15 protein-coding genes are annotated in these 16,743 nt (G+C 70.2%); 5 read left to right on the top strand and 10 right to left on the bottom strand.

Annotated elements, in window-relative coordinates:
- Positions 1 to 833 precede the first annotated feature (833 nt).
- From ON38_RS13590 to ON38_RS13565, 6 genes are all read right to left on the bottom strand, one after another.
- The gene (locus ON38_RS13590; protein WP_039825137.1) at positions 834 to 1,271 is read right to left on the bottom strand and encodes a DoxX family protein; all 438 of its coding nucleotides are present in this window, start codon (positions 1,269 to 1,271) and stop codon (positions 834 to 836) included.
- A gap of 118 nt (positions 1,272 to 1,389) precedes the next feature.
- On the bottom strand, positions 1,390 to 2,712 hold the full coding sequence (locus ON38_RS13585) for a hypothetical protein (protein WP_039825136.1): 1,323 nt from the start codon (positions 2,710 to 2,712) through the stop codon (positions 1,390 to 1,392).
- Positions 2,709 to 3,089: a hypothetical protein gene (locus ON38_RS13580; RefSeq protein WP_373281215.1), complete on the bottom strand. Its 381-nt coding sequence runs from the start codon at positions 3,087 to 3,089 to the stop codon at positions 2,709 to 2,711. The genes ON38_RS13585 and ON38_RS13580 overlap by 4 nt, the downstream gene beginning before the upstream one ends.
- A gap of 8 nt (positions 3,090 to 3,097) precedes the next feature.
- The gene (locus ON38_RS13575) at positions 3,098 to 3,277 is read right to left on the bottom strand and encodes a hypothetical protein (RefSeq protein ID WP_039825134.1); all 180 of its coding nucleotides are present in this window, start codon (positions 3,275 to 3,277) and stop codon (positions 3,098 to 3,100) included.
- Complete coding sequence (locus tag ON38_RS13570; RefSeq protein WP_245564033.1) at positions 3,274 to 5,046, bottom strand: hypothetical protein; 1,773 nt, start codon at positions 5,044 to 5,046, stop codon at positions 3,274 to 3,276. The genes ON38_RS13575 and ON38_RS13570 overlap by 4 nt, the downstream gene beginning before the upstream one ends.
- A 336-nt stretch (positions 5,047 to 5,382) precedes the next feature.
- Positions 5,383 to 6,321, bottom strand: coding sequence for an undecaprenyl-diphosphate phosphatase (locus ON38_RS13565; RefSeq protein WP_039825133.1), 939 nt, complete (start codon positions 6,319 to 6,321; stop codon positions 5,383 to 5,385).
- 185 nt (positions 6,322 to 6,506) lie between these two features.
- Here ON38_RS13565 and ON38_RS13560 point away from each other — a divergent pair, with 185 nt between their 5' ends.
- The 3 genes from ON38_RS13560 to ON38_RS13550 are packed head-to-tail and all read left to right on the top strand — an operon-like array spanning position 6,507 to position 8,865.
- Positions 6,507 to 6,932, top strand: coding sequence for a DoxX family protein (locus ON38_RS13560; protein WP_039825132.1), 426 nt, complete (start codon positions 6,507 to 6,509; stop codon positions 6,930 to 6,932).
- A gap of 6 nt (positions 6,933 to 6,938) precedes the next feature.
- Entirely contained in the window at positions 6,939 to 7,649 is a 711-nt protein-coding gene (locus tag ON38_RS13555; protein WP_039825131.1) for an HAD family hydrolase, read from the top strand.
- Between the two features lie 40 nt (positions 7,650 to 7,689).
- Positions 7,690 to 8,865, top strand: a complete 1,176-nt coding sequence (locus ON38_RS13550) for a pyridoxal phosphate-dependent aminotransferase (RefSeq protein ID WP_039825130.1) — start codon at positions 7,690 to 7,692, stop codon at positions 8,863 to 8,865.
- A gap of 27 nt (positions 8,866 to 8,892) precedes the next feature.
- Here ON38_RS13550 and ON38_RS13545 read toward each other — a convergent pair whose 3' ends face one another.
- From ON38_RS13545 to ON38_RS13530, 4 genes are all read right to left on the bottom strand, one after another.
- Complete coding sequence (locus ON38_RS13545) at positions 8,893 to 10,614, bottom strand: penicillin-binding transpeptidase domain-containing protein (protein ID WP_083872663.1); 1,722 nt, start codon at positions 10,612 to 10,614, stop codon at positions 8,893 to 8,895.
- A 284-nt stretch (positions 10,615 to 10,898) separates the two neighbouring features.
- Positions 10,899 to 11,384: a CinA family protein gene (locus tag ON38_RS13540; protein ID WP_373281214.1), complete on the bottom strand. Its 486-nt coding sequence runs from the start codon at positions 11,382 to 11,384 to the stop codon at positions 10,899 to 10,901.
- A 322-nt stretch (positions 11,385 to 11,706) separates the two neighbouring features.
- Positions 11,707 to 12,342 (bottom strand): NUDIX hydrolase, encoded by a 636-nt coding sequence (locus ON38_RS13535; protein WP_083872658.1) that lies wholly within the window; start codon positions 12,340 to 12,342, stop codon positions 11,707 to 11,709.
- 47 nt (positions 12,343 to 12,389) lie between these two features.
- On the bottom strand, positions 12,390 to 14,138 hold the full coding sequence (locus ON38_RS13530) for a DUF3556 domain-containing protein (RefSeq protein ID WP_245564032.1): 1,749 nt from the start codon (positions 14,136 to 14,138) through the stop codon (positions 12,390 to 12,392).
- Positions 14,139 to 14,677: 539 nt separating this feature from the next.
- Between ON38_RS13530 and ON38_RS13525 the strand changes: the two genes are divergently transcribed.
- Positions 14,678 to 15,553 (top strand): MerR family transcriptional regulator, encoded by an 876-nt coding sequence (locus ON38_RS13525; RefSeq protein ID WP_039825129.1) that lies wholly within the window; start codon positions 14,678 to 14,680, stop codon positions 15,551 to 15,553.
- A gap of 76 nt (positions 15,554 to 15,629) precedes the next feature.
- Positions 15,630 to 16,739: a polyprenyl synthetase family protein gene (locus ON38_RS13520; RefSeq protein ID WP_083872657.1), complete on the top strand. Its 1,110-nt coding sequence runs from the start codon at positions 15,630 to 15,632 to the stop codon at positions 16,737 to 16,739.
- Positions 16,740 to 16,743 lie beyond the last annotated feature (4 nt).

Below are 16,743 nucleotides of genomic sequence, written 5' to 3'. Positions count from 1 at the left end.
CCCTCGAACACGTCGACCCGACAGCACCCACCTGTCGGCCCAGCACTCATAGCAGTAAGACCGCTCGCAGCCGAGATGCCGTAGCACCGGTCGATTTCGGGCGAATATTGCGTAGCTGCTGGTTACGAGCGGTCTCGGTCGAGATGTCGGCGGACGGTTTGCGTCGATCGCCGAAGGTTTCGGCGATCTGGGCGACAGCGACCGTGGGTGCAAGTGCCGTTTCTGGTCTCGCGCGACGAACTCCCCGAGGGTGACCAGCCCCTGTTCGCGCCGCGATGGCTGGAGATCCGGCGTCACCTGGGGCCGACGCGCGGACTGCTCGGATACGTGGTCGTGCGGAAATGGTTCATGGCGGGCATCCGACGGCGCCCGGCCCGGCCTCACCGAGACCGGGTTAGTCGCCACCGAGCCGGCCCAGCAGGGGCATGGTGTCGCGACCGCGCTGCTGCGCCACCTATTGGCGCTGCCCGTATTTCGCGAGCCTGGAACAAGAGCCGTGCAGAAATCCGGAGGTGCGGTGATGGCGGCGACGGCGGAGAGCGCGGACCGAGCCACCGGGGCCCCGGGAACGTCGACGAGAAGAAGTCACGCCGAGTCGGCCTGCCGCCCGTCCGATGGCCGGCCAGGACGCACCATCGAAGTTGGCAGGCGCACCGCCCCCGGTAGACGCCCCCCGGACATGACACCGGCCACCCGGAGCGACGCCCGGGTCGACGCCGTGGGCCAGATGGCCGCTGGGTTCGATCGCCGCCAACCCGACAGGGCCGATCCGGGCACGCAGGACCGGCGATCGCCGGCCTGGCCACCGATCGCCGGTCCCACCTACGAATTCCTCATCGCGACAGCGAGTCCCGCAGCGCGACCAGGCCGGCGCGGCGCTCATAGGCGATCCAGGCGAAAACCACCGCGAGTACCAGCGGGAAGATCGCCATCGCGGGCTCACCGGCGAGGAACGCCTGCGTCCCGGCGGCGAGCACGGTGAGCACCGACAGGCCCACGGCAGCAAGGGCAGCCAGCCGCGGCACCAGCAGACCGACGCCACCCGCGACCTCGACCAGCCCGATGAAAACGAGCAGCGCGAACGGGATCGTCAGATTCTCGGGGGCATTGTCGGCCAGCGCGTTCGGTATCACGAGCTTCGGCCCGCCCGAGGCGATGACGAAGAACAGGCCGAGCAGGATCTGCAGGGTCCACAGGACCCGGTTGCGGATCGTGCCGGGACGGCCGGTGATGTCGGCGGAGACGGCGGTGGCGGGGCTGGTGGTGGTCATTTCCGGTCCTTCGGGTCGGTCGCGCCGGGTTGGTGGCGCGTTCAACCGATACGACGGCACGCCGTCGCAGGACTCATCGCCGCCCACGAAAATTTCTGGAATTCCGGGTGCGGAGCAGCTAGGCGTCGAAGAGAAGGTAGAGCCCGGTGAAGGTGAACCCGACCATGAGCAGCATGAGCGCGAGCTGTCCGGTGAGCCGATGCGCCCGCGGCAGCAACTGCAGGCAGCGATCGTGCGCGGCGGCGACACCGAGGATATGGCCCAGGACCACCGCGAGCACCTTGAGTGTTCCCAGCACCGCCGGCTGCGCGGACAGCACATACGCGACCTCGCGATCGGCCAATCCGAACAGGTTCCAGCCGTACCCGAAAGGGTCCGCGAACAAGATCACCGTCGCCTGGCCCTTCTCGACCAGGAAGCTCAGATAGTGGGCGATCACATACCCGGCGATGATCGGCGTCAGGGTATAGGCGAGTTTCCCGGGCAGCAGGCGGCGGTCGGCGCGGGAAAGGCCTCCGGTGGCCGCCGCGGCGAACCGGAAACTCACTCCTACCGCGCCGATGAACACCAGCAACCCCAGAGTCGACATCACCGTGGGCGGCGGCCCGGCGTCGGATACCAGGGTTCGCCACCACGGGAACAACGAGAAACTGTCGAATGCCGTGGAACCCAGCAGCGTCGCCGCCACCGCCACCGACCCCGCTCCCACCGGCGTTCCCGCGAGATTCGCCAGCGGTGCGCGCAGCACGAGGGCGCGCGATTCACCACGGCCGACCGGGCTCAACCGCCCGAGCAGGCTGCTGTACACCTCGAGCGGGTCGGCCCGCTCGGCCCAGACGGTGCCGAACACGAGTAGGCCGGCCACGGTGAGGACCAGGTACCCGGCCAGCCACAGGGTCACCGCGGTGACCGAACCCGGGTTCGGAGAGGCGAGTTCCAGCCAGACGAAGCCGAACAACCCCAGCGCCGCCGGCCACCTCCCCCACGCGTCCGGGTAGCGCAGCAGGCCGGACTCGGGCCGGCGCCGCGTGACCACGCAGTACCCGCGATACACCGCCCGCGCCGGGGACAGCACCTTCCACACGGGTCCGACCAGCAGTGATGCGACGGGCACGCCGACCCACAGGAAGACGTACAGGACACCCGGGACCGGACTACCGGCCGGATCGGCGGGGCCGAACGCGCCGATCGCCAGGATCGTGCCGAAGGCCGCCGCGCTCACGGCCGCGACCCCCGTGCGCACGACCGGCGCGTCCACGACCGACCGCACAGCCCGCGGCACACCGATACCGGGCGAATCCGGGTCCAGCCGCGGTTCCCGCCAGGCGAAGGCGATCACCGCGAACGAGAAGGTGAGGGCCCAGGCCGCGCCGATCAGCGCGTAGGTCAGCGGAATCGGCAGATCCGCGGCACCGCCCAGGCCGTGGGCGAGCAGCGTCATTCGCGAACGAGCAGGGTGGCCACCGTGCGACCGGCGTGATGCAGTTCGATCTCCACCCGCCCCGGTATCTCGACGGTGAACCGGAAACGCTCGCCGGTCCCGGGTGTGATCGCGAAGGTGTGGTCGGGCTCGGCGTGCACGTGGAGCTCATCGGCGGCGTCACTGTCCACGACGATCTCGATCGGCCGGCCCACCCGGGCCTCGAGCCTGGCGTCGACCGGGGTCACTGTGCCGCCGGCGATCCGGACCGGGAGGACCACGGCCGCCGCGCTCGGTGCCGCACTCGCGCCGCTCGCGGCGGATCGCTCCGATTCGCTGCTCGCGCAGCCGGTGGCCAGCAGGCCCGCGGCCAGCACCGCAACGCACAGGCGGGAGATGGACGGCATCAGTCCTCCTTGTCGGTATCGGGGTCGGCGGGCGGGTCCTCGTCGTCCCCGCGCCGGCGGTCACGCACGGCGACGACGATGACGACCGCGGCGATGAGGAACGCCGGGAGGAACGCGGGCACCGCGAGCAGGATCGAATGATCGGCGAGCACGTCCACGCCGTCGTATCGATCGGTCATCGCGCGGGCGCCCGTTCCTTCTCTCCCGCGGGCGACTCGCGCAGATACCGGTCGTTGATCCGGGCCGCGCCCCAGGACAGCGCGGTGACCAGGACCAGGCTGCACCCGAGCACGACCAGCGAGGCCGCCGCGAACAACCATGCCGGATGATCGAACGACCGCTCCCGCTGCAGCACCGTGATCTCGGAGACGAACGGCCGGGTGAACGAGTCGAGCGCCGGGATCTCCGCGGCGCCGATTCCGGGATCGGCGGCCATGAAGATCGGTAGCGCGGTCAGTGTGCGGCCGTCCTGGACCCGCAGGAGTGTTTTCCACGAGCCGTGGACCGGTACGGGCTTCGTCGAGACATAGTGGCCCGCGTCCTCGCGCCGGAGCTGGTCGACCACCAGGCCCCGGCCGGGGCTGTCACTGCCCACACCGCCCTGCCAGGCCAGGATCTCGACCCATTCCGGGTCGGAGCCGGCCAGATCCGCCGGAGTGATCCGGATATCGGCGTACACCATCCGTCCGTCCTGCTCGGGCGCGTCCCGCAGCTGCACTGCCGCGCCGGCCCCGTCGGGCACATCGATCATCAGGCCGTTGGTGGTGGCCGCGGCCACCACGGCCACCGCCGCCACCATCAGCGTCCGGCGCAGCGCGGGCCGCGGCAGCGGCTCCGCCAGGAGCACGACAGCCAGCATGGCTCCGACGACACCGCCTGCGATTCCGGTGGGCACCGCCATGGCCAGCAGTTCCGGCCACATCCCGGCCGGCCAGGGGTTCACGAACATCGCCCCGACCCACAGTGATTCGAGCCAGAGCCCGAGGGTGGCCGCCAGCAGACCGCAGACCGCGCCCCAGACGATCCGGCGCCGCACCAGCGGCAGCAGGGCCAGTAGTTCCACCACCACCGCCACACCGAGATACAGCGGGAACACATTCCGCGGCGCATCGATGATCGGGCCGCCCACCAGGACGGCGACGACGGTCCGTACCACCGCGGCGAATCCGACCACGACCAGCGTGCCGGCCGGGCCGAGGGTCAGCCGCGCGGCCACGAGGGCGATCGTGGCCGCCGCGACGATCAGCATCGGCTGCAGCACCAGCCGGAACTGTTCCACTCCGAAGTCGTATTCGACCTGGAACACCGACAGTCCGATGAGCAGGCCCCCGAACGCGAAGGCACGCAGCAACCACATCCGGCGCGTCTCCGGCTCCTGCGGTTCCGGCCGGTTGCGCCGGCCCTCGAACTCGAGCAGCAGCACACCGATCAGCGAGAATCCGGCGCCACCGATGAGCATCAGATGCGTCGGCCCCCACAGAGTGACGTCCTGGCCGAAGATCCGGTGCCACATATCGTCGAGCGGGAACCCGATCAGGGCGTAGAGGCCGGATCCGGCCAGCAGGATTCCCCCGACGGGCGCGTACCAGGTGCGGGTGATCCGCACCGCCGCGGGACCGGGTTTCTCGCCCCGCGGCAGCACGATGGCCGCCATCCCGGCCGCGAAGAGGAAGAACAGCCCCGCGAGGATGAAATAGTGCGCCGGATTGGCCAGCGGTCCCTCGTCACGGCCGTTGCCGATATGCAGGCTCACGTCCCAGATGAAACCCAGCAGCGCGGTCAGGATGGTCGCGAGGAACATCGCCAGCGGCAGCGCCACCCAGCCGGGCCGGTTGAACACCCGGCCGAGCCGATCGGCGAGCCGTTGCAACCAGGTGATCCGGCCGTTGCGGTGCAGGTACCCGACCCACAGCAGGCCCAGTGCGATGACTCCGGCCGCGCCGGTCATGATCGCGACCTGATCCAGCGCCGCGCCACCACCTTCGCCGGCGGGCGCCGCCGACCACCCGAACAACTCGTACGTACCGTCCGGCACCGAACCTCCACACCAAGATGGAATATGTGTGACGAAAAGTAGCATGAATTTTTGCCGGAGCGGGAGGGTTGGCCGAGGTGTCACCATCTCACTGCGACACGCCGATTCCGCTCGTGACCGGACACAGCGGCCGTATCCCGCCGGGCACCGGCCCCACCAGGGCCCGGTGATCGAGATCGCCCCGGTGCTGCGAGCGTACGCCCGAACCGCCCGAGCGGACCCGGTCCGGACGTACCGATCGCGTCGCGGTCAGCAGAATCTGATGACCGAAGCGATACCGGCGATCAGCGAATACACCGCGAAGGGCAGCAGGGTGCGGGTCTGGAAATATCGCTCCAGGAACCGGACGGCGAACCATGACGAAGCACCCGAGACCAGCGCACCCACCAGGATCGGCCCATGGATACCCTCGGCCTCCGGGCCGAGCAGTTCGGGAAGCTCCACCAGGCCCGCGCCCAGGATCGCCGGGGTGGCGAGCAGGAATGCGAATTTGGCCGCGTGCGCGTGTTCCAGGCCGCGCCACAACCCGCCGACCATGGTCAGGCCCGCCCGGCTGAAACCCGTCAGGAGGGCACCGAGCTGCGCGATACCGATACCGAGGGCATCACGCATATCGAGTGCGGCCAGCCGCCGGTCGGCCTGACGACGCGCACGCTCCTGTCCGGCCGGTGAGCGCCCTCCCGAACCCCGCAACGCGAAACGCCGCCCGTACTCCGCGAGCGTGGGTTCGTTACGCCGCCGCAGCCCCTCTCCCAGTAGCAGCACCACGCCGTTGAGGGTCAAGAAGAAACCGGCGCAGACCGGTGCGGCGAACAGTTCGTGCAGAGTGTGGACCAGCAGCGGGCCCAGAACCGCGACCGGCACCGAAGCGATCACGATCAGCCACGCCAGCCGCTGCGCCACAGTAGCGGCCCGCCGGGTGCGCAGTGTGGTGAGGAATCCGCTGACGATCGCATACCAATCCCGCCGGTAGTGCCAGAGCAGCGCGACCGCGGTCGCCACGTGCAACGCGACCACGAAGGCCAGGTACGGCGTCTGCGCCTCGGATTCGCCGGTGCCGATCAGCGTCCGCCAGTCGCCGCCGAGCCAGGCGGCGAACAGCACCGAGTGACCCAGGCTCGACACCGGGAACAGTTCGGTGACCCCCTGCACCACACCGATGACCGTGGCTTGAACATAGGTGAGCATCGCGACGATTCTTACACGGTGACACGAGACCCTCGCGCGCGACCGAAACGTCCGGAATCACCCGTTGGCAACGCATTTCGCACCCGATGCCCGAGCGCCGCGGGCGGTGACGGGAGCGCAGGTGATTGCCGGGACACGATCGCGCACCAGCCGGTACCGGCGCCGCCGCGGGTAGGCTGCGGTGCATGGCCAGTCACGAATCGGAGAGTGCGCCCACCACACCGGCTCGTACGACCGCCCGCTATCTCTTGTCGGCGGCGCTGGTGTTCGCGGGTCTGAGTCATCTGTTCTGGGCCCGGCGGGAGTTCCAGGCCCAGGTGCCCGATTGGGTCCCCTTGGACAAGGACGGCGTGGTGATGGCCTCCGGCGGCGTGGAGATCATGCTCGGCGCGGGATTGGCCGCCATGACCCGGGATCGGGTCCGGATGGGGCGGATCGCCGCGCTGTTCTTCGTCGCGGTCTTCCCCGGCAATATCGCCCAGTGGCGCGGCCACCGATCGGCCTTCCGTCTCGACACCGACCGGAAGCGCTTCGCGCGGCTGCTGTTCCAGCCGGTCCTGGTCCTGTGGGCCCTGTGGTCCACCGGCGTACCTCGCGGCGCGGGGAGCTGAGCACCGGTGCCCGGGACCGAACCCGCGCGCGCGGTGCTGTTCGATATCGACGGCACCCTCGTCGATTCGAACTATCTGCACGTCCACGCCTGGACCCGGGCATTCCGGGAAGTCGGTGCCGAGGTGGACGCCTGGCGGGTGCACCGGAGCATCGGAATGGACGGCTCACTGCTGGTGAGCACCCTGCTGCCCGACGCCGACGATGACACGCGTGACCGGGCGAAGGACCTGCATCTGCGCTACTACCTGGATTCCGGCGCGCTCATGCGCCCGGTCGGCGGGGCACGTGAGCTCCTCGAACGGGTCGCGGCGGCCGGGCTCACCGTGGTGCTGGCGACCTCCGCGCCGGAAGACGAACTCTCGCTACTGCGCGAGGTCCTCGGCGCGTCGGAGGTGGTGTCGGCACAGACCTCCAGTGAAGACGTCGGCACCGCGAAACCGCGCCCCGATATCGTGCGCATCGCGCTCGACCGCGCCGGCACCGTGGCCGGGTCGGCGATCTTCGTCGGTGACACGGTCTGGGATGCCGAGGCGGCCCGGCGCGCGGGAGTGGATTTCATCGGGTTCCGGTCCGGCGGGATCAGCGGCGCGGAACTACGCGAGGCGGGCGCGGTCGCGGTCTACGACGACCCCGCCGATCTGCTCGCGCAGTTCGAGCGCAGTCCGCTCGCCGCACCGGCCGGACCGGCAGGAGACCGGAGCAGCGTCGAGGCGTGAGCGGGCCGCCGTGGTGGGAGGGGCCGTCTAGGCTCGTGGGATGCGTGACCGAGCCCCCACCGTCGACCGGCTGCGGCCCTTCGCCGCCACGATCTTCGCCGAGATGACCGAACTCGCGGTCCGGCACGAGGCGATCAACCTGGGGCAGGGTTTCCCGGACAGTGACGGGCCCGCGGGCATGCTCGAGGCCGCCCGCGACGCGATCGCCGAGGGACTCAACCAATATCCGCCCGGCCGCGGGATGCCGGTGCTGCGGCGCGCGATCGCCGCCGACCGTGCCCGCCGCTACGGGACGCACTACGACCCGGACACCGAGGTGCTGGTGACCGTAGGCGCCACCGAGGCGATCAGCGCCGCGGTCCTGGGCCTGGTCGAACCCGGTGCCGAAGTGGTGTTGATCGAGCCCTATTACGATTCCTATCCCGCGGCGGTGGCCCTGGCCGGAGCACACCGGCGCACCGCGCGGCTGGTCCCCGCCGGGGACAGATTCGTCCTCGACCACGACAGCCTGCGCGCCGCCATCACCCCGGCCACGCGGATGCTGATCCTGAACTCACCGCACAACCCCACCGGCACCGTCCTCGACCGGGCCGATCTGGCCGCCCTCGCCGAGATCGCCTGCGCACACGACCTGCTGGTACTGACCGACGAGGTGTACGAGCACCTGGTGTACGACGACGCCGAACACCTGAGCATCGCCGGTTTCCCCGGAATGGCCGACCGGACCCTGGTGGTCTCGAGTGCCGCGAAGACGTTCAGCGTCACCGGCTGGAAAATCGGCTGGATCTGCGGGGCGGCGCCCCTGATCGACGCGGTCCTCGCCGCCAAGCAGTTCCTCACCTTTGTGGGCGGCGGGCCGTTCCAGCCCGCCGTCGCGCACGCGCTCACCCATGAACTCGACTGGGTGGCCCGGCTGCGCACCAGGCTCTCCGAGCAGCGGTTGTGCCTGTCCGCGGCGCTGACCGAGTCGGGTTTCCGGGTGCATCCCAGTGCGGGGAGTTACTTCGTCTGCGCCGATATCCGCCCCACGGGCGCGGACGACGGGATCCGGTTCTGCCGGGAACTGCCCGCGCGACTCGGGGTGGCCGCGGTGCCGGTCAGTGTTTTCACCGACGATCCGGCCGCATGGCGACATCTCGTCCGCTTCACCTTCTGTAAGCGTCCCGAAACCTTGGACGAAGGTGTCCGCCGGCTGCGGGCGGCACCCACCCGGTGAGCACCGGGTAGCCGCCGCCCCGTGGGATCAGCGCGGGGCCCGCAGCATCCGGCCCGCCGCGTCGACGGCCGGACCGGAACTGCCCGCGTCGGCGATGAACACCGCGAAGGCCAGATCGTCCTGGATGCCGATGAACCAGCCGTGTGCGTTGCTGTTGTCACCGTATTCCGCGGTGCCGGTCTTACCGAGCAGGCCCGGGATATCGGCCAACCGGGTGGCGGTGCCCGCCGTGACGGTCTCGCGCATCATGGTTTTCAGATCACCGGTAACCGCGGCCGGCAGTGGCTGCGGTGTCCGGTCGGGGACACCCGGTGAACCGGCCACCAGTACCGGAACCGGGGTGGTCCCGTGGGCCACGGACCCGGCGACCAGCGCCATACCGAACGGTGAGGCCGTCACCTGTCCCTGGCCGATACTGGCCTCCACCCGCTCCGCCGGGCTCTGCGCGACCGGAACACTGCCGGTCACGGTCGTCAGCCCGGGCGTCACATAGTCGACCCCCAGGCCGAGCCGTTCGGCCGCGCCCCGTAGCGCCTCGGGCGGCAGTGTGACGGCGAGGCCGGCCATGGTGGTGTTGCAGGAGTGGGCGAACGCGGTGTGCAGCGGGACCTGCCCGAGATCGAAACTGTCGTCGTTGGGTATGCGGCGGCCCTCGATATCGGCGACGCCGGGACAGGGCAGCACGGTGTCGGGGGTGGCGCGGCCCGCGTCCAGCACCGCGGCGGCGGTGACCGTCTTGAAGGTCGATCCCGGCGGATACAGCCCGGTGAGCGCTATCGGCCCCGCGCCGTCCGCGGCGGCGTTCTGCCCGACTGCCAGGATCTCGCCGGTCGAGGGCCGCAGCGCGACGATCGCCGCGGGGGTGCCGATCGGGTCCAGCGCGGTTTCCGCGGCCCGTTGCAGCCCGATATCGATGGTGGAGCGGATATCGGTGGTGGGCCGCGGTTCCGCACCGGCGATACGCACGGTGCCGTCCGCGGTCTGCGCACGCACCGCCCACCCGGCGGCCGCGTCGGCCTGCTGCTGCCAGAGTTCGCTCAGCCCGGACAGGGTCGGCGCGGATATCGCCTTGTCGGTGGTCAGCAGTCGCGTCTGCGGGGCGAGCGTCACGCCGCGGACCGCGGTCAGCGCGTTCCGGACCGGTGCGATATCGGCCTCGCGCAGACTGATCGCGGTCACCGGCCTGCCCTGCGCTCCGGCCAGTTCGGCATCCAGGGAGGCCGGCGTGATCCCGGCGGCCAGTGGGGCGAGCAGTGCGGCCGCGGCGGTGGTGTCGGCGCCGGGCGCCAGCTGTACGAGGGTGACCACCTGCTCGGTCATGAGCTCACCGCCGCCCGCGTCCAGCACCCGGGCTGGCTCCGGGTACACCGGTGCGTAGCTCAGCGGCCCGGTATCGAGGCCCGGCGCGACAGTGGCCGGATTCCAGTGCACTTTCCAGCCGTCGTCGGTCTCGCCGGCGGTCCCGGTGGTCGTGTACTTCCATTCCTTGCCGCCGCCGTCCCCCAGTTTCCAGGTCGCCTCGAGGGTGAAGGTGTCGTCGTGCACACCGGCGACGGCGAAGGTCGCCTCTTTGCCCAGGCCGTCGTAGAGGGAGCCGAGCGCTTCTCCGGCCCGCGCCGGGTCATCGGTGAGTGCCGCGGCCGCAGGGATATCGTCGCTGTTCAGCGCCTCGGTGAAGCGTTCGGCGACGGTGTCCGGTTCGGGCGGCGCGGAGGAGCAACCGGCCAATGCCAGACCCAGGGTGGCCATGAGGACGACGAGTTTCCGATCGGTGCGCACCGTTTCGACTGTATCGACCGGGATCGTGGTGGGCGGGGATGGTCCGTGCTCGGTGTCGTGGATCGTGTCGCCGGGCACGACCGGGACCGCTCCCGGAGAATGAGCGCAGCGCCGCCGTACCCCGGTCGCCTGGGCTACCGCTTGGACCGGACCGAAACGCGCGACGTGAGCGCGCCGGCCGAAACCGGGCACGGCCTGGTGTTCGTGACCGGGGGTTGATCCGCGGCCGTCCCGGCTGCCTCGGCGCCGCCGGGTCAGCCCCGCAGTTCCCGCGCCGCGTCGAGCAGCAGCTCGACCGCGTGATCGACCACCTGGTCCAGGATTTCGGCGGGCTCGCCGTCGAATGCCCGGAATGTCGCGGTGACCCGGCCCGCGACCGCGACCGCGAACCACACCGACCCCGGCTCCTGTCCATCCTGCGGGTCGGGCCCACCGGCACCGGTCACCCCCACGGCCAGTGTCGCGTCGAACAGCGTGCGCACTCCTTCGGCCATCGCCCGGGCCGCCGGCTCGGAGACCACCGGCCCCTCCGGCACGCCGAGCACCCGGTGCTTCACTTCCCGGCTGTAGGCCACCACCGCGCCGCGGAACCACTCCCCCGAATTGCTCGCCGCGCCCAGCGCCGCCGCGAGCTGGCCGGAGGTCAGCGATTCCGCCACCGCCACCTGCATACCCGTACGGTCGGCGATTGCCGCCAACTCCTCGGCGCGGTCGTGGGCTCGTCCCAGTACAGCCGGCACCAGTACTCCTTCGGATTCGGACCCCGTCGACATCAGCTCCCCACTTCCACATATCGGACCTCGCCGGGGAGACCACGGTCCGGCCCCGCGACGCCGCGTACCGCGATGTGCCGCGGCGCGGCCGGCATCCCGATCCCTGCGTCCTGCCACACGCAGGTCAGTTTAGACATGCGGGCGCGCGGGCCCCGCCGACGACAGACCGTCCGGCGACCCCGCATCCGCGGCGCACGGCTCCCCGGTTCCGGCGGAGACCGGCTCGGACCGTCCTCCGTTGTCCCGGCTCCGGACGCCACCGGAGTACGAAGGTCCCTCGGTCACCGGGTCACGATCCCGACGACGACCACGGAGTCTCGTCCGCCACCGGCCGCAGCGGATATCGCGGCGGTCCGCCGACGGCACGGGCGCGCCGCAGTTTGGCGAGGAACCGAGGGAAGTGCGGATCGAACCGTGCCGGATCCGCACCGGCCACCTCATCGATGCGCCACCAGCGGCCGCCGTGGAATTCGCCTCGGTCGAGGGTGAATTGGGTGCGTCGATCGGCGACGAGGACGTACCAGAGGCTGACATCTTCGTGGCCGCCGTCGATGCCCACGGTGGTGGTGATGGTGAGGAACAGAGGTTCGTGGTGGAGGCCGGGAGCGGCGGTCACGCCGAGTTCTTCCGCGGCTTCCCGGCGCGCGGTCACGGCCGGGTGTTCACCGGGTTCGACATGCCCGCCGGGTGGGAGCCAGCGGCCGGCCTTGATGTGGTCCACCAGGAACACGGCCTCACCGGCGGGATCGACCACCACCACATAGGACACCAGATGCCGTCCGGGCGTGGCCGGCTTCGCCCGGCGGAATATGTCATCGGTGCGGGCCACCCACTCCGCGGCCTCGGCCAGGTGGGCGCGCTCCAACTCGTCGATCGGGGCGATCGCGGTGACGATCTCGTGCACCGCGCGGACAGCGGATGTCATCGGCTCAGCCTGACAGCGGGGACCGACAGAAACCCGCCGCGCACCCGTCAGGGCCGGCGATCGGGGTACACCGGAACGTCGTCGTCCCACGGCTGGCGTACGACCATATCGGCGACCCGCACCGTACCGCTCTCGAATTCCCCGGTCGCGGCGTCCACGAGCCGGTACCGCTGAGTCTGCCGATGGATCGGCTGCGCGTCCAGCAGCACCACCCGGACCTCCCCCGGCTCGAACCGGCAGCGCTGCTGCAGGGCGGCGATCAACTGCTCGCTGTGCAGATGACCGTCGCCGAAGTTCCAGCCGAGCGCGGTGGAGCAGATACGCTCACCGTCGGTCAGGACGTAATCGGCCTCGTCGTGATCGGCCATGGCGCGGTGGGCGAGGGTGAACAGCGCCTTACCGTGGGTGTTGAAGGCGCGGAAGGCGTAGCCGAGGTGCAACGGGATCTGCGCGGCCTCCGGGCTGCCGTAGAAGCGTTGCAACTGCGCGGCCGGCATGGTCGCGACCGCCACGATTCCCTCCCGGATCTTCGCGTCGGCCGAGGGCCGGATACACCACAGCGTGGTGTCCCAGTTGCCCGCGTAGTAGCGCATTCCGGGCAGGAACGACACCTTGCGCGGGAACAGATTCCCCAGGACGACCACTCCGGCGAGAACGATCAGCAGCACCGCCGGCGGAACCGGGTTGCTCACCGCGGAGAGGCCCACCTCGGCGTGCGCGACGAACAGTGTCAGCACCCCGAAGATCATGAAGACGTTCCACTCCAGTGGTACGCCCATCGGTATCGCGGTGAGGATCACCAGGTGGAAGCCGATCAGGGCGGTGGCGGCGACGGCCGTGGGCCAGCCGCCCTGCGCGAAGAACAACACCAGTGGCGCACCCATCTCGACGGCGGTACCACCATGGGCGAACCACCGCGACAGCCGTCCCGGCCGCAGGTCATCGGGAAAACGTTCGAAGAACAGGCGTTTGAGGGCCCGGGGCCGCACCACCGGGCTGTTCGACATCATCGTCGACACCACGAAGGGGAAATGCTTGTTCAGCTTGGAAACCGCCGCACCGATCCAGATGACGACGAAAACGATCTTGGCGCCGACGATGAGGTCCGCGCCACCGAAGAGGAACGTGACCGCCAGTGCCGCATACACCTCACCGCGGGCCGCCAGGAAGATGGTCTTGTCGCGCAGTCCGAGCACGGCGAGCAACCCGAGCACGGCCGCGATCTGCCAGACGGGCAGGACTCCCACGGTCGTATCGAGCGCCGCGTCCGGTCCGGTGCCGTCCGACACCAGCGCCACCAGCAGCATGATCAGCAGCGCGGCGTACAGCACTACTTCCCACAGCGTGCGCCGGGTGCCGCGGGTACCCGGTACCCGATCCGGCCAGGGCGGCAGGCGAATGGTGCCGGGGCGCAGCCAGTACAGGATGGAGCCCATGGGCGGGAAGAACCGGTTGTTCAGCGGCCCGAACCCGCAGCCCAGCCCGACCACCTCGAAGAGCATCGTGAACAGTACGACCTTCTGGAAGACGATCGGCTCGGACCACCAGGTACCCACCGCGGTGAAGCCGTCGATCCCCGTGGTCGTCAGCGCGAACAACCACCCACCGAGAACATAGAGGCCGATCTTGACGACGTAACACAGGTGGAGGATGACCGGCGTGCCGAAACCGACCTCGGCCCAGTGCCGCGCCATCGGACGCAGTTTCTCCGCTCGGGTACCCCTGCTCCATTCGTCGAAATCGACCACCGGCAGGCTCGGCCGGAGGATGCCGAACAAACGATCTGTTCCGCTCACTACGCTCTCGTTCCCTACGCCGTTCGATCAGTCGTGCGTACACCTCGTGCGGCGCATACGCGCCGCTTCGGTGCCCTTCGCCGTTCGGAGGCCACCGTCCCCGGACGCCGTGACGACCGGCGGTCGCCCTTGCGGTGAACCGGCCGACGCACAAGATCATCGCACCCGTGCCGCCACCACCGAGTGAAAATCGGCGTGATCGCGACAGGCGACTCACGCACGAGGTCGCCGCGTCGGCGAGTCCGCCACCCGCGCGCGCTGTCCGAGCGCCACGCTCCGTGAACCGCCGCCACGCACCGGCGGGCGGGCCGCCGTGCGGGCCCGTATCCGACGATCGCAGGGGGTGCTCGCCGCCAGTTCTCGAGGTGAGTCGATTATGCATCGTTAGGCGAGTAAGGTGGATCCGCACCGGCGGCAATTCCGTAAGCGGCGCCGAGACCGCGAGAGCGGTGGCCCAGGCCGTCCCGGCACGCCGCCGGGCATACGAGAGGAGGCAGGCCATCTGTCCGGTGTCCGGCGCGTGAAAGGTGTGTACAGCCGTGCGCGAGACCGATCCGACAGACGATTCCGAGATCGGGTTCACCGTCGGCACGGTGGCCCAGGCGTTGAATATTCCGGTGGCGACACTGCGCAGCTGGAATCAGCGCTACGGTCTGGGGCCGGCCCGCCGCAACCCGGGTGAGCACCGGTACTACACACCGAGCGACGTAGCGGTGCTCGGCCGTATGGTCGATCTCGTCCGCGCCGGGGTGGCTCCCGTCGCCGCAGCGAAGGCCGCGCGATCCGCAGCCGAGCCGGCGCCCACGTTCGGCGACACGAGACCTGCATTCGAAGCCGCCGACCGGCTCGACGCCACCGAACTCCTGGCGATCTGCACCGCCCACATCGCGCATTTCGGCGTGGTGAGCACCTGGAATCGACTGTGCCGGCCGGTTTTCGCCGATATCGTCGAGCGGCAGACCGGCGAATCGGCGCTGGTCGAGGTGGAACATGTCCTGTCCTGGGCCGTCACCACCGCCCTGCATCGGGCCGTGCCGCCCATCCGGTACACCGTCGGGCGCGCCCCCGTCCTGCTGGCCTGCACCGCCGGCGAGGGCCATGTCCTGCCGCTGGAGGTACTGCGGGCCGCGTCGGCCGAGGCCGGGATACCGGCCCTGCTACTCGGCGCCGCACTTCCCGCCGGCGCGCTGGCCGCCGCCATCGCACGACAACCTCGCGCGCCGGTGGTGGTGCTGTGGTCGCAGACGGCGGGCACGGCACCGCCGGACCCGATCCCGGCGGGGTGTCCGGCCCCGGCCCGGATACTGCTGGCCGGACCCGGCTGGCCGGGGGACATCGCCGCCCCGGGATCCCGCCGGGTCCATTCGCTCGAGGAGGCACTGGGCGAGATCGTCCGGTCAGTGCACGTTTCCTGATACGCATCGTTTATGCATCGAATATGCTCTAGGATGGAGAGTGATCCACACCATGACATGACGTCGAGGAGCTGTGATGGACACGAAGACCGTGGGCTCCACGCGCGCACAGCCCGACGGTGCGGCCGCGGTACCCGAGCAGGCCTCGGCCGACTGGCAGGAGAAGGTCTGCGTCCGGGTATCCGCCGAGCTGGCCGAGTTCCTGCGGAACCGGCCTGTCGCATCGGCCGCGGGCGCGACGGTGCAGCACGTGCTGTGGCAATACGTCGGCGGCGGCAAATGCGTGCGGTCGGCGTTCATGTACGCGGGGTGGTTGTGCGGCGCCGACGAAGACGACACGGCATTGCGGGCCAGTGCGGCACTGGAACTGCTGCACGCCTTCGCGCTGCTCCAGGACGATGTGATGGACGAGGCGACCCTGCGCCGGGGCGAACCCGCCGCGCACCGGCGGCTGGCCGACCGGCACCAGCGGATCGAACTACCCGGGTGCCCGCGCCGCTTCGGCGAATCCGCGGCCACGCTACTCGGTGACATGTGCCTCGTCTGGGCCGAACAGATGCTGCGCGAGAGCGGCATGGAAGAGACCGCCTTGGCGCGGGTCCGGCCACACTACGACCACATGCGGATCGAGCTGGCCCTGGGCCAGCTCGCCGACCTGACCAACGATATCCGCGGCACACCCGGCCTCGACCGGGTGCTGGCGATCGCTCGCGCCAAATCCGGCAATTACACCGTGAAGTGGCCCCTTGTCCTGGGTGCGGTGATGGCGGACTGCGACCCGCGGGTCACGGCGGCGCTGACCGATTACGGGCGCGCGATCGGCGAAGCCTTCCAGCTGCGCGACGATGTCCTCGGCGTCTACGGCCTGCCGGAGGTCACCGGGAAACCCGGCGACGATATCGCCCAGCACAAGGCGTCCACCTTGATCGTCGCGGCGCTGGAAATGGCCGGCTCCCGCCTGTACCGGGAACTGTGCGCCTTGCTGCGGGAACCGACGCTCGGCATGCCGGAGATCGCGCGGATCCGCGCCCTGATCACCGCCACCGGCGCCCCGGCACGCATCGAGGCGATGATCGACAACCGGGTCACCGAGGCCCGCCACGCACTGGCCGCCGCGCCCCTTCCCGCCGACCGGCGCATGCTGCTCGACGGCTTGGCCACCCGCTGTACCGCCCGCAGATCCTGAGAGG

This window comes from Nocardia testacea NBRC 100365 (genome assembly GCF_000308775.1).
GTDB classification, from domain to species: Bacteria; Actinomycetota; Actinomycetes; order Mycobacteriales; family Mycobacteriaceae; genus Nocardia; species Nocardia testacea.
The sequence above is the reverse complement of the archived record's forward strand: the minus strand, read 5'-3'. Positions and strand labels throughout refer to the sequence as shown.